15 protein-coding genes are annotated in these 14,379 nt (G+C 65.2%); 10 read left to right on the top strand and 5 right to left on the bottom strand.

What is annotated here, in order from left to right; genetic code table 11:
- Positions 1–51: 51 nt before the first annotated feature.
- Together KYT87_RS23810 and KYT87_RS23805 are read right to left on the bottom strand one after the other, a co-directional pair.
- A complete protein-coding gene (locus KYT87_RS23810) occupies positions 52–453 on the bottom strand; it encodes a hypothetical protein (protein WP_046806786.1) in 402 nt (133 codons plus the stop codon).
- Positions 454–534: 81 nt separating this feature from the next.
- A complete protein-coding gene (locus KYT87_RS23805) occupies positions 535–1,428 on the bottom strand; it encodes a LysR substrate-binding domain-containing protein (protein WP_219990993.1) in 894 nt (297 codons plus the stop codon).
- Between the two features lie 106 nt (positions 1,429–1,534).
- Between KYT87_RS23805 and KYT87_RS23800 the strand changes: the two genes are divergently transcribed.
- Both KYT87_RS23800 and tam read left to right on the top strand, forming a co-directional pair.
- Positions 1,535–2,521, top strand: a complete 987-nt coding sequence (locus KYT87_RS23800) for a TerC family protein (protein WP_046806807.1) — start codon at positions 1,535–1,537, stop codon at positions 2,519–2,521.
- A gap of 219 nt (positions 2,522–2,740) precedes the next feature.
- Positions 2,741–3,520 (top strand): trans-aconitate 2-methyltransferase, encoded by a 780-nt coding sequence (gene tam, locus KYT87_RS23795; RefSeq protein ID WP_219990992.1) that lies wholly within the window; start codon positions 2,741–2,743, stop codon positions 3,518–3,520.
- Between the two features lie 13 nt (positions 3,521–3,533).
- Here the strand turns inward: tam and KYT87_RS23790 are convergent, their stop codons facing one another.
- On the bottom strand, positions 3,534–4,331 hold the full coding sequence (locus tag KYT87_RS23790; protein WP_219990991.1) for a helix-turn-helix domain-containing protein: 798 nt from the start codon (positions 4,329–4,331) through the stop codon (positions 3,534–3,536).
- Between the two features lie 173 nt (positions 4,332–4,504).
- Here KYT87_RS23790 and KYT87_RS23785 point away from each other — a divergent pair, with 173 nt between their 5' ends.
- On the top strand, positions 4,505–5,734 hold the full coding sequence (locus KYT87_RS23785) for an MFS transporter (protein WP_146073886.1): 1,230 nt from the start codon (positions 4,505–4,507) through the stop codon (positions 5,732–5,734).
- Between the two features lie 20 nt (positions 5,735–5,754).
- Here KYT87_RS23785 and KYT87_RS23780 read toward each other — a convergent pair whose 3' ends face one another.
- Positions 5,755–6,087, bottom strand: a complete 333-nt coding sequence (locus tag KYT87_RS23780) for a protealysin inhibitor emfourin (RefSeq protein WP_046806781.1) — start codon at positions 6,085–6,087, stop codon at positions 5,755–5,757.
- Complete coding sequence (locus KYT87_RS23775; RefSeq protein WP_219990990.1) at positions 6,084–7,148, bottom strand: M4 family metallopeptidase; 1,065 nt, start codon at positions 7,146–7,148, stop codon at positions 6,084–6,086. Before KYT87_RS23775 ends, KYT87_RS23780 begins: the two co-directional genes overlap by 4 nt.
- A 231-nt stretch (positions 7,149–7,379) precedes the next feature.
- On the opposite strand from KYT87_RS23775, the gene KYT87_RS23770 reads away from it, so the two are divergent.
- From KYT87_RS23770 to KYT87_RS23740, 7 genes are all read left to right on the top strand, one after another.
- Positions 7,380–8,009 carry a DUF4375 domain-containing protein gene (locus KYT87_RS23770; RefSeq protein WP_219990989.1) on the top strand — a complete coding sequence of 210 codons (630 nt, stop codon included), beginning with the start codon at positions 7,380–7,382 and terminating at the stop codon, positions 8,007–8,009.
- 260 nt (positions 8,010–8,269) lie between these two features.
- Positions 8,270–9,151, top strand: coding sequence for a prohibitin family protein (locus KYT87_RS23765; protein WP_104142243.1), 882 nt, complete (start codon positions 8,270–8,272; stop codon positions 9,149–9,151).
- 161 nt (positions 9,152–9,312) lie between these two features.
- Positions 9,313–9,555 carry a hypothetical protein gene (locus KYT87_RS23760; protein WP_046806777.1) on the top strand — a complete coding sequence of 81 codons (243 nt, stop codon included), beginning with the start codon at positions 9,313–9,315 and terminating at the stop codon, positions 9,553–9,555.
- 106 nt (positions 9,556–9,661) lie between these two features.
- On the top strand, positions 9,662–10,165 hold the full coding sequence (locus KYT87_RS23755; RefSeq protein ID WP_046806776.1) for an RNA polymerase sigma factor: 504 nt from the start codon (positions 9,662–9,664) through the stop codon (positions 10,163–10,165).
- The gene (locus tag KYT87_RS23750) at positions 10,162–11,202 is read left to right on the top strand and encodes a FecR domain-containing protein (protein ID WP_219990988.1); all 1,041 of its coding nucleotides are present in this window, start codon (positions 10,162–10,164) and stop codon (positions 11,200–11,202) included. The genes KYT87_RS23755 and KYT87_RS23750 overlap by 4 nt, the downstream gene beginning before the upstream one ends.
- 184 nt (positions 11,203–11,386) lie before the next feature.
- Positions 11,387–13,756 (top strand): ferric-rhodotorulic acid/ferric-coprogen receptor FhuE, encoded by a 2,370-nt coding sequence (gene fhuE, locus KYT87_RS23745; protein WP_219990987.1) that lies wholly within the window; start codon positions 11,387–11,389, stop codon positions 13,754–13,756.
- A gap of 107 nt (positions 13,757–13,863) precedes the next feature.
- Entirely contained in the window at positions 13,864–14,373 is a 510-nt protein-coding gene (locus KYT87_RS23740; RefSeq protein ID WP_046806773.1) for a sigma-70 family RNA polymerase sigma factor, read from the top strand.
- Positions 14,374–14,379: the final 6 nt, after the last annotated feature.

Here is a 14,379-nt window from a genome sequence, read left to right as displayed (position 1 = left end):
GGCACGCTCCTCATGAAAGGCAGCGTGCCGGGCGGCGCGTTGCCGCGCTTATTACACCACTTGACGGCTTTGGGCCGCATTGGCTTGCTGACGCTTGCCCGCGAGCCAGTGCAGGATCAACGCCAACACCAGCAGGCCGGCGATGATGAAGCCCCAGAAGATCCAGCCGACCACCGCGATCAGCGTGCCCAGGCTGCCCGCCACGGGCAAGACCTGGTTCAGGCCCTGCGCGGCCCACACCAGACCGCCTTGCAGCGTCTGCAACCAGGCCGGGTCCAGCCAGCCCGCCGCCCACGCCGGCGCCACCCATTGGGACGTGTCCAGCGCCGTGCCCGGCACCTGGGCGGTGGCGATGGTGGCCAACACCCAGTCGGTCAGTTGCAGGGTCAGCGCCACCAGCCCCGTCCAAAGCGCGGCCAGGACGGCGAAGGTGAGCCAGATGATTTTCTTCATTGCAGTGGTACTCCGATTCAAAAGAGGGGCCACGATAAAGCGGATTCTATTTCTAAAAAACCAGAGTGCGTGTGACAAACATTACGAAAAAACCGAAGTCTTGGCATGCGCCAGCACCGCCTGGACCAGCGGATGATGCTGGCCGCGCCGATTGCGAATGGCGTGGATTTCTTCGTGGACATCGTCGCAGCGGGCCAGCGGACGCAGTCCGCGCAGCAGGCCGATGTCATCGCCGCCCAGGCGGCTTAGCGGGAACACGCCCAGGCCGCGCGCGGCAAACACCGACATCAGCGCGCTGTCTTCGAATTCGCCGACGACGTTGGGCAGCACGCCCTGTTCGCTGAACCAGCGGTCCAGCGTCTGGCGCAGCACGGAATGGCCGGTGGGCAGCAGCACGGGCAGCCGCGCCAGGCAGCGCGGAAAGTCCAGCGTGTCGGCCTTGCGCACCAGGCGGGCCGGGCCGTACCAGTCCACGGGCGAAGACACCAGCCGATCGCTGGTCAGGCGCAGGCTGGGGTTGGCGGGTGCGCCCTGGCCGGCCAGCACCAGGTCCAGATGGTGTTGGGCCAGTTCGCCCAGCAGCTCTTGAACTTCGCCTTCGTGGCAGGTCAGCCGCAGGTCGGGCGTTTCCAGCACGGGGCCCAGCAGCGCGTGCGCGGCCAGCTTGGAAATGCCGTCCGACAGGCCGACCGACAGCCGGATGACCGGCTTGGTGGCGGCCGCGCGCACTTCCTGCGGCAAGGTATGGCCGATCTGAAAGATTTCTTCGGCGCGCGCGAAGGCGGCCTTGCCGGCGTCCGTCAGCGCCACCCCCCGGCCGGCCGGTTTGAGCAGTTGGTGGCCCAGGTTTTTTTCCAGTTCGCGCACCTGCGCGCTGATGGTCTGGATGGCCATGTCGAGCCGTTCGGCGGCGCGCGAAAAGCCGCCTTCCTTGGCGACCATCCAGAAGTAATACAGGTGACGGTAATTCAGCATGCGCTTGGACTCTTCGGTTTTTTCGAACCTTAACTCACTTTCAGGCTGATTTCTCGGTTGGTCTCATATCCGGATGATGGGCACCTTCGAACACAGCGGGGCAATCATGGACACTTTGATCACATTCTTCACCAACGATTTTTTAGGGACACCGACCTGGAGCTGGTTGCTGTTCGTGGGCATCGTCGTCAGCCTGCTGGCCTTTGACCTGGGCGTGCTGCACAAGGAAGACCGCGAGATCGGTGTGCGTGAAAGCCTGCTGTTGTCGGCCGGCTACATCACCGCGGCGCTGCTGTTCGGCGGCTGGGTGTGGTGGCAAATGGGCGCGACCAGCGGCATGGCCTATTACACGGGCTTCATGATCGAAAAATCGTTGTCCATGGATAACGTGTTCGTGATTGCGCTGATCTTCAGCTTCTTCGCGATTCCGCGCCAGTACCAGCATCGCGTATTGTTCTGGGGCATCTTGGGCGTGATCGTGTTGCGCGCCATCATGATTGGCCTGGGCGCCGCGCTGGTCAGTAATTTTGGTTGGCTGCTGTATTTGTTCGGCGCGTTCCTGGTGTTCACGGGCATCAAGATGTGGATGATTGCCGACCAGACGCCGGACATCGCCACCAACCCGATCCTGAAGTTCCTGAAGCGCCACATGCGTGTCACGGAAGGCCTGCGCGGCAATGCGTTCATGGTGACCGAGACGGATCCGGCCACGTCCAAGAAGGTGCGTTATGCCACGCCGCTGCTCTTGGCCCTGGTCCTGATCGAGTTCGTTGACCTGGTGTTCGCGGTGGATTCGGTGCCTGCCATCTTCGCCATCACGACTGACCCGTTCATTGTCTACACCAGCAACATTTTCGCCATCCTGGGCTTGCGTGCGCTGTACTTTGCCCTGGCCGCCATGATCCATCGCTTCCATTACCTGAAGTACGCGTTGGCCCTGGTTCTGGTGTTTATCGGCACGAAGATTTTCCTGGTCGGCTTCATCGGCAAGGTGCCTGCGGCAGTATCGCTGGGCGTGACGTTCAGCCTGATCCTGGGCGGCGTGTTGTTCTCCTTGTGGAAAACCCGCTCGGACACGATGTCGACGCAGTAATCGAGCCGTTCCAGCAACAACCCGCCGGTGTTCCCGGCGGGTTTTTTTCGTCGTTGCGATATGTCGTCGATATGAAAAACTGCAAATTTCCCTATTTGTAATATGGCGTTCCCGGGCGTAGAGTCGGCCGTATGTGCCGTATGTGCCGTATGTGCCGTATGTGCTGTACGTACCGTATTTACGCGCGATGCGCCGTTATGCCCGCTACCAGGAGCCGCCATGAGCAACAACAGTTGGTCCGCCAAGCAATATTCCGCGTTTGAAAACGAACGCACCCGCCCTGTGCGCGATCTGGTCGCCGCCCTGCCTGACCAGGCGGTGCAACGGGCGGTGGACCTGGGTTGCGGCCCGGGCAATTCCACCGAGGTGCTGGCCCAGCGCTACCCCGACGCCGTGGTCACCGGCATGGACAGCTCGCAAGACATGGTGGATGCCGCGCGCAAGCGCCTGCCCGCCCTGCAATTCGACCTGGCCGACATCGCCACCTGGAATCCCCCCGAGCAATACGACGTCATCCTGGCGAACGCCGCGCTGCAATGGGTGCCCGACCACGCCACGCTGTATCCGCGCCTGGTGGGCAAGCTGGCGCCGGGCGGCCTGCTGGCCGTGCAAACGCCTGACAACATGGAAGAACCCGCACATCGCCTCGCACGCCAGGTGGCGGGCGAAGCGCCGTGGGCGGCGAAGACGGGCAACGTGAAGCACCCGCCGCGCCACAGCGCCGCCTGGTACTACGAATTGCTGAAACCGCATTGCGGCGTGCTGGATGTGTGGCGCACCACTTATCACCATCCGCTGGCAGGCGCGGCGGCGGTGGTGGAATGGTTCAAGGGCACCGCGCTGCGTCCGTACCTGGACAAGCTGGACGCGGCGGAACAGGCCGGTTTCCTGGCGCGCTATCAAGCCTTGATTGCCGAGGCTTACCCCGCGCTGGCCGATGGCACCGTGCTGCTGCCGTTTCCGCGCCTGTTCATCGTGGCAGGTCCCAAGCCGCGGTAACAGCGGGGCATCGTCACCCCGCCGCCGGACCCGCCGACTTGTCCGCGAAGTAGCGCGCGGGCGTCTTGCCCAGCGTTTTCTTGAACATCGTGATGAAGGCGCTGACCGATTCGTAGCCCAGGTCATCGGCGGTGCGCTGCACCGACACGCCCGCCGACAGGCGTTGCAGCGCCAGGATGATGTGCAGCTGCCGGCGCCAGCGCCCAAAACTCATGCCGACTTCCTGCTGCACCAGCCGCGCCAGCGTGCGTTCGCTCATGGCGACGCGCTTGCCCCACTGCGCGACGGTGCTGCGGTCGGACGGGTCGGCGTTCAGCGCGCTGGCGATGTCGCGCAGGCGAGGGTGGTCGGATAGCGGCAAGTGCAGATGCTCGGCCGGCATGCGCCGCAACTGCTCGATCAGCACGTCCGACAGCTGGCGGTTGACGGGCGCGTCCAGATCGGCGGCGGGTTGCGCGGACAGGTGCACGATCAGCTCGCGCACCAGCGGCGTGATCGTCAGGGTGCAGCAGTTGGTCGGCAGGCCGGCCACATCGGCCGGCACAAACAGAAAGTACACAAGCCCGTTGGCCGTGACGCGATTGCTATGCGACATGCCGCCCGGTATCCACACGGCGCACTGCGGCGGCACCATCCACAGCCCTTGCGGCACGGAACAGGTGACGCCGCCTCGCAGCGCCAGCACCAACTGGCCCATGGGGTGGCGATGGGTGGGGGATTCGTCGTCCCGGTCCGCCGGGTCCACCGGCATGGCGAAGGTGCACTGGGTGGGCGAGTCGAGGTCGAAGGGGGCTGGCAGGTTCAGTCGCATGGCAGGCGGCGCGGTCAGGGTGACAGGGGTCGGTAAACCTGGCTTGGCCGGACCACACCGCCCGAACCACACCGCCCGGACGACACCGCCCGGATCGCTTTGGCAGGAATGAAGGATAGCTTGTCATTGTCTCGAAATTCGGCAGGCTTGCGTGTGGATAAGCTGTCGGCATGATGAAAATTCCCTCTGCATTTCCCCCCGCCGGCCGCCGCGCGGCCTGGCTCATCCTGGGCATCCTCTGCATTGCCATGGCGCTGCGCGCGCCCATTACCGGTGTTCCGCCGCTGATTGGCATGATCCGCGAACAGTTGGGCCTGTCGTCCACGGCTGCCGGCATGTTGATCACCTTGCCGCTGCTGGCATTCGCCGTGGTGTCGCTGTTCTCGGCGGCGCTGGCCCGCCGCTTCGGACTGGAGCGCACGCTGTTCGGCGCGCTGTTGCTGATTTGCGCCGGCATCCTGGTGCGTCCGTATGGCGCGGCCTGGGGCCTGTATGCGGGCACGGCAATCATCGGCGCGGGCATCGCCATCGGCAATGTATTGCTGCCCAGCCTGGTCAAGCGCGACTTCCCGCAACGCGTGGCCGGCCTGACGTCGGCCTATGTGTTGACGATGAGCATCGCGGCGGGCGCGGCGTCGGCCGTCGCCATTCCCCTGGCCAATCTGTCGGCCGATGGCTGGCGCTTTTCAACGCTGTGCCTGTTGGTGGTGCCGCTGCTGGGCTTGCTGTTGTGGTTGCCGCAATTGGGCGGGCATACCGCGCCCGCGTCCACCACCGCGCACGCCCCGCACGGTGGGCGGCTGTGGCATTCGCCGCTGGCGTGGCAGGTCACGCTGTATCTGGGCATCAATTCTTTCGTGTTCTATGTGGGCGTGAGCTGGCTGCCCGCCATCTTGCGCGACGCGGGCTATTCCGCCGAACGCGCGGGGTCATTGCATGGGCTGCTGCAACTGATGTCGGCGGGTCCGGCCCTGTTCCTGGCGCCCGTCGTGCGGCGCATGAAGGATCAGCGCGCGGCCGCGTTCTGCTCGGCTGCCGCATCGTTCGTGGCGTTTGCCGGGCTGATCGCCGCGCCGCACTGGGCCACGTTGTGGATCGTGTTGCTGGGCCTGGGTACGGGCGGCGGCATCATTCTGGGCCTGGCCTTCGTGGGCCTGCGCGCCAGTCATGCGCAGCAGGCGGCTGCCTTGTCGGGCATGGCGCAATGCGTCGGCTATCTGTTCGCCGCCACCGGCCCCGCGCTGGTGGGCGCCACGCACGACCGCCTGGGCGGCTGGGGCGTGGCGTTGGGCGTTTGCGCGGCGCTGTGCGTGGCCATGGCCATCATCGGCACGTACGCGGGCCGCGCCATTCAGATCGGCGGCTACCGCGCCGGCATGCCCCGGTCCCAGCCGGCGCCGTGATGCGTGATGGCGCTGGCGCGTCAGTCAAGCGGCTGGGCGTGCGTCTTCCATAGTTGCACCAATGTGTCGGGCGCCTGGGCTTCCGGCACATCGAACGTCACCGCCGAGTCTTCGTCGCGGTCCAGCACGATTTCAATATGAAAGTAGCGCTGGTCGCCGCCCGCCTGCCCGTATTCGGGCACGGCCAGCGGCGCCGCGCGTTGCAAGGTGTCGCACACTTCCTGGCGCACGCCGGGCGGGCAGGTGGCCAGGTTGATACTGCGCGGCTGCGTCAGCGCGGGCAGGTAGGCCACGCCGCCTTCACGCGTGAGCCGCACCAGCAGCGCCAGGTCCAAGGAAGGCAGTTCGATCATGTCAGGACTCCTACGGTCGCCCAGGCTTGCGCCACGGCGCGCTGCACGGCGGCGTCAAAGCGTTCGGCGGCGACCGTCACCGTCAACGCGGCAAAGGTTTTGAAGTCGGCGTCGTGGCGCAGCCGCTTGTCGCACAAGGTGTCGTACCAGACGCCGCCCGCGCCTTTCCACGCGGGGCCATCCAGCGCGGTGGCCGCCAGGAAGAACGCGCGGTTGGGTATGCCGGAATTGATGTGGACGCCGCCGTTGTCGCGCGGCGTATCGACGTAGTCGCGCATGTGCGCGGGTTGCGGGTCGCGGCCCAGCGCCGGGTCGTCGTACGCGCTGCCCGGTTCCGACATTGAACGCAGCGCGCGGGCGTTGATCTTTTCGGTGAAGAGCCCGGCGCCCACCAGCCAATCGGCCTGCCGCGCCGTTTGCCCCAGGGCGTATTGCTTGACCAGTGCGCCAAAGACGTCGCACAGCGATTCGTTCAGCGCGCCGGACTGGCCTTGATAGAGCAGGGCGGCCTCGGAATCGATGACGCCGTGCGCCAGCTCGTGCCCGATGATGTCGACGGCGACGGTGAAGCGGTTGAAGACTTCGCCGTCGCCATCGCCAAACACCATCTGCGCGCCGTTCCAGAAGGCGTTGTCGTAGTCTTCGCCGTAATGCACGCTGCCCACCAGCGGCAGGCCGTGGCCGTCGATGGAGTGGCGTTTGTAGACGTCCCAGAACAGTTTGTAGGTGGCGCCCAGATGCGCATAGGCTTCGTCCACCGCCACGTCGCCGCTGGCGGGCCGGCCTTCGGTGCGCACCAGCGTGCCCGGTAGCGTGGTGTCGTTGTGCGCATCGTGAATGGCGCGCTGCGGCGCGCCTGGGCGAGAGGGCGGCGCGTTTGGCGCAAGCGTGGCGCGGGGCGGTTGCGTAGCCATGTCGCGCAGGCTGCGCTGCTGCTGGTCGATGATCAACGTCTTGACGGCGGGCATGCTGACGCGGGCGTCGGTATGCTGCGCCAGGCGGTCCAGCACATACGGGGGGATCACGCCGATCAAGGGGGTGGACTCGGAAGGACGTGGCATTCGGGTCTCCGTCTTTCAGCGCCGGGCGCAATGCCGGCGGGGCGAAATGCCACGGTAGCAGATGCCCGATGACCGGTGGCGTAACAGTCTGCCGCCTGATGCGACGGGAAAGCGCGTGCCTCGACAGCGCCACGGCGTTCCAGTACTTTGCCTGTCGTTTTCCCCCCGCCACATGCCGCCATGCCGACTTCTGATTTGCCGACGCCCGATTCGCCAGTGCCCGATTCGCCAATGCCCGACTACCGCATCACGGCCCTTGCCTTCACGCCCACGCATCTGCAATTGACGCTGGCCAATGGCCAGACGCTGTCTGAACCCATCAAGCGCTACATCCGTCTTGAGAAGGCGACGCCAGACGAACGCCTGCAATGGCAATTGGTCGACGACGGCCACGGCCTGGTGTGGCCGCGGCTGTGGGAACCCGCGCCGCGAGGCATGCTGAATGTGTACGACATCCTGTGGGACCAGCGCTATGAAAAAGCGCTGGCCGCGTTGCAGGCGGCCGACTGGACGCTTGAGCGCTTGCCGCTGATCGAACAGGAACTGGTGGCGCTGTGGCGCATGGAGGCCGACATCAACAATGGCGGCTTCATGCAGTTTCTGTGCAACTGGGGCGACCCCACGTGCCAGCTGGCGTTGCAGGCGTTAAAGAAGCTGGGCGCCACGCACATGCTGGCCGTGCTGTCGCGCATGCGCGGCCTGATCGACCGCTTTGAGGCGTCGCCCGAAGTCATCGAATTGAACGACATCTACGGCGCGATGACCGAGGCCGAGCAGCAGGAAATGGACAGCCTGGACCACGCGTTCTGGGACTATCCCGATGCCTTGTCGCGGCTGGGTTTACGGCATTACGGCGCCTGAAAACCGCCCCATTTGCATGCCTGGCAACGTTCGGAAATGTCTGGCAACAATGGTGGCCTTTTGAATGCGGATTCGGTTCCGATCACGGGATAGAATCCGGTGCTTCTTTCCCGGGGGGGGCTCGCGATGCGTTATTTCCTGATCTTGGTGGGGGCGGCCGTGGTCGCCTATTTGCTCGCTCGTGGCATCGCGGCCGTGTTCTCGGACCGTAAACGTACAAAATCAGACAGGGACTCAAAGTGAAGCCGACGGATATCCAGATGGTCAAGACGATCGGCGCGGTCAAACCGCGCAACATTAAGGTCGCCGCAGGGGCCGTGATTCTGTTTTTCCTGATCCTGTTCCTGGCGTTCGGTTCGTGGTTTCAGGTGGACCAGGGCGAGCGCGGCGTGGTGCTGCGTAACGGCAAGCTGGTGCGCGTGTCGGAACCGGGCCTGGACTTCAAGACGCCGTTCATCGACAACGTGATGACCGTGTCGGTGCGCGACCACACGTTCGTGTTTGAAAAGCTGGAAGCGTATTCGTACGACCAACAGCCCGCGCACTTGCGCGTGTCGGTCACGTACCGCGTGCCGCCCGAGCACGTGGCCGAGCTGTATTCGGAATACGGCACCATCAACAATTTGCAGATGCGCGTGCTGGAACGCAAGACGCCCGACGCCGTGAAGAACGTGTTCGGCCAGTACACCGCCGTGCGCGCCATTCAGGAACGCCAGAAGCTGGGCCTGGATGTGAACAACGCGGTGCTCAAGACGATGGAAGGCGCGCCGGTGCAAGTGGTGGGCGTGCAGATCGAAGAAGTGGGTTTCTCGCAAGCCTACGAGCATTCGATTGAACAGCGCATGTTGGCGCAGGTGCAGATTGAAACGACGCGCCAGCAAAAGGAAACGGCGATGATCAACGCCGAGATCCAGGTGGTGAAGGCCAAGGCAGAAGCCGATGCGCGCCGCCAGCAGTTCACCGCTGAAGCCGACGGCATCCGCATGCGCGGCGAAGCCGAAGCCGCGTCCATCCGCGCCAAGGCCGAAGCGCTGGCCGCCAACACCAACCTGGTCAGCCTGAACGCTGTTGAAAAGTGGGACGGCGTGCTGCCGGCCACGCAGGTACCCGGTGCCGCGCTGCCGTTCATCGGCATCAAGTAACGCGCAGCGCGGCCGGCATCCTAGGGATTCCCCTCTGTCAAGAATTGCAAAGCGGGCGCAAGGTAGGCGCACCGGCGTACAACGCCCGTTTTACGATCAGGCAAGCGAAGGCCGCACGCGGGCGGCGCGCTTGCCCAAGAGGCTTGCACAAGGAGACATGGATGTCGCAGTTGGATTGGACGTCCGGCGACACCGCGCCGGATCGGCAGGGCTATTACGAAACGCGCCTGGACACGGGCGATACCGCCATTTCGCTATACAGCGTGCTGGGTTGGATGCCCGTGAAAACGCCGGGCAACATGGTGGGTTGGCGGCCCTTGCCGCCGGCGGCTGAACGGCAAGAGGCCGAACGCCACATCCAGGAACTGCGCGCGGCGCAGGCGCATATCCCCATGGATTACTAGCGGCAAAAAGCGCCGCATCTGGCCGGGCGCTAAAAACAGCAGTTGCGATAATGAGAATTATTTGTAAAATTCGCCACCCTGTTTCGCTGCGTAATCCGTTCGGCCCATGTCCCGCTCACCTCCGACCCGCACCGGCTGGCTCGCGTATTACGACGAGCTGGTGGGCGTATGGAGCCGCCGCACGGGCAACCGGCACGACGCCGAAGACGCGGCGCATGACGCCGTCGAACGCTTGCTGAAGGCGGACGCCAGCGTGGCGCTGAAGGCGCGCGGATATCTGTTCCAGGCGGCAAGCCATCGCTTGATCGATCGGTGGCGGCGGCAGGACCGCGCCGAACACGTGCCGCTGGACGAATTGAACGACGCCGATCAGTTGATCGTGCAAGACCCCGATGCGCCGTTGCGGGCCGCGCGCCTGGCCGACGATCTGGCCAAAGTGCTGGCGGAATTGCCGCCCAAGTGCCGCCAGGCATTCGTGCTGAACCGCATCGAAGGCTGGACCCAGGCGGAAGTCGCCCAGCACATGGGCCTGTCCAAGAACATGATCGAACGCTATGTCATGCGCGCCATCGAGCATGCCCGCGACCGCCTGCGCGAATACACTCCATGACGATGTCTCCTACCCCTGATCACGATGATCCGCGCGATGATCCGCGCGACGCCGCCACCGCGGCGTGGTGGTTCGCGCGCTGGCATTCGGGTGAACTGACACGGCGTGACCGGCGCGCGTTTGCGCGCTGGCGGCGCGACCACCCCGAGCGCGCCCGGCAGTTCGACCGCATGCAGCAGCTGGGCGCGGCGGCGGCGGGCTTGCCGCGCGATCAGGTGCATGCCCTGTTGGGCGGCGCGGTGCCGGCGCGGCCCAGCCTCCCACGGCCTGACCGCTTCTTGACGCTGCGCGTCGCGCTGGCCTGTGCGGCCGCGGTGGTTGTTGCGCTGGGCGTGTGGTGGAACCTGCCGGTGCCCGCGCCGTCCTTCACCACCACGGTCAGCACCGAACGCGGCGAACGCCGCCAACTAAGCCTGCCCGACGGTTCCGTGCTTGAGATCAACGGCGGCACGCGCGCCACGGTCAAGCTGTATGCCGAACGCCGTGACGTGGCGTTGGACAGCGGCGAAATCACCTTTACCGTGGCGGCGGATGCCACACGCCCGTTCACTGTGGACGCCGGCAGCGGCGTGGTGCGCGTAACGGGCACGGTGTTCGACGTACGCCGCGACGCCGACCAGGTGACCGTGCTGGTGGAGTCCGGCACGGTGCAGGTGTCGGGCGGGCATTGGTGGAACCTGGGCCGCGCCGTGCTGCGCGCGGGCCATGGCATCCGCGTGCCCGGCAGCGGCGCCATCGGCGTGCCCGCGCCCGCCGACGTGTCGGGGGCGACCGCCTGGCGGGAAGGGCGCGTGGTGTTCAAGAACGCGCCGCTGGCAGACGTCGTGCGCGACATGAACCGCTATCTGGCCACGCCGCTGCGCCTGGCCGACGACAAGGTGGGGCGCTTGCGCGTGTCCGCCTCGTTCCCGCTTGACCGCCCCGAAGCCTTGATCGATGCCTTGCCTGCCATTGCGCCGGTGCGCCTTGCGCCACGCCCCGGCGGCCCCATCGACATCTACACGCGGGCGGACGCGGCGGGCGCCGTTACAAAATAAATGGGAATGAGATTCAGGTTTATCTGCGTTTGAAACGTTCTACGAAGGAAGGCGTTGGGCCGCGCTTCATAGCCCGGCCCTTGCCACCCCCCTCGTCGAACCGAAACAGCAGGTAGTCGTGACCTTCTTCGCACACCGAAATTCATTGCCGGCATCGCGCCGTGCCCGCGCCACCCCGCGCTTCATGCCTTCTTCCTTGACGCTGGCCATGGGCCTGGCCCTGGGTGTGGCCTTGAGTCTGGCCGCCGCGCCCGGCGCGGTGCGCGCCCAGAACGCCGGCGTGTCGATCAACATCGGCGCCCAGCCGCTGGGCGATGCGCTGCTGCAATGGGCGGCGCAGACCAAGGTGCGCGTGTTCTACGCGCCCGACGTGGTGGCCGGCCTGTCCACCCGTGGTTTCTCCGGCAGCATGACACCCGAAGAAGCGCTGCGCGGTTTGCTGCAAGGCACGGGCGTGGTGTACCGCTGGCAGGGCGACAGCATTATCCTGACGCGTGATGGCGGCGTGGCCAGCCTGGCGCCCGTGACCGTGCTGGGCAATTCGGACCCGGCCGTAACCGAAGGCACGGGCTCCTACACCACGCCCGCATCCGCGGCGGCAACCGGGCTGACGCTGTCGCTGCGCGAAACGCCGCAGTCCGTCAGCGTGGTGACGCGCCAGCGCATCGACGACCAGAACCTGCGGTCGCTGGACGAAGTGATGGGCAACGTGGTGGGTGTGCAGGTGGTCAGCGAGGATTCGGACCGCACCGATTTCTGGTCGCGCGGCTTCTACATCGACAGCCTGCAATACGACGGCGTGCCCACCACCATCGGCCTGTCCATGTATGGCGAATCCGATAACGATTCCTTCATCTATGACCGCATTGAGGTTGTGCGCGGCGCCACCGGTCTGATGTCGGGCGCGGGCAATCCCGGCGCCTCCATCAACCTGGTGCGCAAGCACGCCAACAGCAAGACCTTTACCGGTTCGGTCAGCGCGGGCTTTGGCTCGTGGAACCAGTATCGCGGCACGCTGGATATGTCCACGCCGTTAAACGAAGCCGGCACGGTGCGCGCCCGCATGGTCGCCGTGTACCAGGGCCGCGATTCCTATATCGACCTGTACCACGCTAACAAGAAGGTGTTTTACGGCGTGATCGACGCCGACCTCACGCCCAACACCACCTTGAGCATCGGCGCCGACTATCAGGACAAGCGCCCGCGCGGCTCCACCTGGGGCAGCCTGCCCGTGGTGTTCAGCGACGGCACGGACACGAGCTGGCGGCGCTCCAAGACCACGGCGGCCGACTGGACGTATTGGCACACCACCAACGAAACCATGTTCGCCACGCTGTCGCACCGCTTCCAGAACGACTGGGAAGTGCGCGCCGACTGGTCCCATCGCAAGAGCAAGTACGACGCCAAGCTGCTGTACCTGTATGGCGACCTGGACCGCGAAACCGGCACGGGCCTGCGCGCGTTGCCGGGCTACTGGAATTCGTACGCCGACCAGACCTCGCTGGATGTGCAGGCCAAGGGGCCGTTCACTTTGCTGGGCCGCAAGCACGAAGTGGTGGTGGGCGCCATGCGCAGCCGTTATGGCGAAGACTTCTATCGCTACGGCTTTGAAAGCGCGTCCCTGGCCAGCACCGGCAACTTCTATCAATGGGACGGTTCATTCGCGCAGCCGACCTGGACGGACGCCACGTTGCGCGACACGGTCACGCATCAGCAGGGCGCGTACGCCGCGGCGCGCTGGTCGCTGACCGACCGCCTGACCGCCATCACGGGCGGCCGCTACGCCACGTGGGAATCCAAGTCCGACACGCGCGACCAGAAGGACTCGCAGTTCATTCCCTACGCGGGCGTGGTCTACGACATCAACGACACGTATTCCACCTACGTCAGCTACACCGACATCTTTCAGCCGCAGGATAACCGCGACCGCAACGGCAATTACCTGGACCCGGTGCAAGGCAAGAACTACGAAGTGGGCGTCAAGGGCGAATACCTGGACGGCCGCTTGAACACGTCGATTGCGCTGTTCAAGGTCAAGCAAAGCAAGCTGGCGGTGCTGGATGGCGACGCGCTGGTGCCGGGCTCGATGGACCAGGCCTACACCACGGCCGACGGCGTCACGACCAAGGGCGTGGAACTGGAAGTCAGTGGCCAGTTGGCGCCGGGCTGGAACGCCTACGCGGGCGGCACGTACTACACCAGCCGCGATGCCGAAGGGGTGTCCGTCAACACCGAACGGCCACGCGCCATGGCCAAGCTGTTCACCACGTACCGCTTGCCGGGCGACTGGAGCCGCCTGACCGTGGGCGGCGGCGTCAACTGGCAGATCTCGACCTATAGCCAGGTCAGCGCGGGCGACGATACCGTGACGGCCAAGCAGAAGGCCTACGCCATCTACAACCTGATGGCGCGCTACGACTTCAGCTCGGCCTTGTCGGCGCAGTTGAACGTGAACAACCTGTTCGACAAAAAATACTATATGGGCGGCGTCGCCAGCCAGGTGTATTACGGCGAACCCCGCAGCGTGTTCGTCAACCTGACCGCCAAGTTCTGATCGGGGGCCCCGGCAAATCCCGTCTTGAAAACGATTCAAAGATATTTATAATTGCGAATCATTTTCATTTTGTTTAGGATCTGGCGGCGACGCCGGGGCGCTCCGCCATGCCATCCTCTTCCTTCGCGGCCCACGCCGAAGTGCAATCGGTCTACCAGGCTCACCACCAGTGGTTGCGCAATGTGCTCCAGCGCAAGCTGGGCAATGCATGCGACGCGGCGGATGTGGCGCACGATACGTTTGAACGCCTGATCCGCGCCAATGTGCGCGAACCCTTGTCCGAGCCGCGCGCCTATCTGCGCACCATCGCCACGCGCCTGGTCATCGGGCGTGCGCGCCGCGCCGCGCTCGAAGCCGCCTATGCCGAATCCCTGGCGCTGCAACCCGTGGCGGTCGAACCGTCGGTGGAGCATCGCGCGCTGATCCTGGAAGCGCTGGAACAACTCTGCGAACTGCTGGACACGCTGCCCATGAACAGCCGCCGCATCTTCCTGATGGCGCAGGTGGATGGCTTGTCGTATGCCGAGATCGCGCAGCAATTGGGCCTGACGCCCAATGCCGTGCAAAAGTCGCTGGCGCGCGCATTGGTGCATTGCTACACGACGGTCTACGGATGAGCCGAG

The sequence above is a fragment of the Achromobacter sp. ES-001 genome, assembly GCF_019448355.1.
Lineage (GTDB): Bacteria > Pseudomonadota > Gammaproteobacteria > Burkholderiales > Burkholderiaceae_B > Achromobacter > Achromobacter spanius_B.
This window is presented reverse-complemented; position numbering and strand designations above follow the sequence as displayed.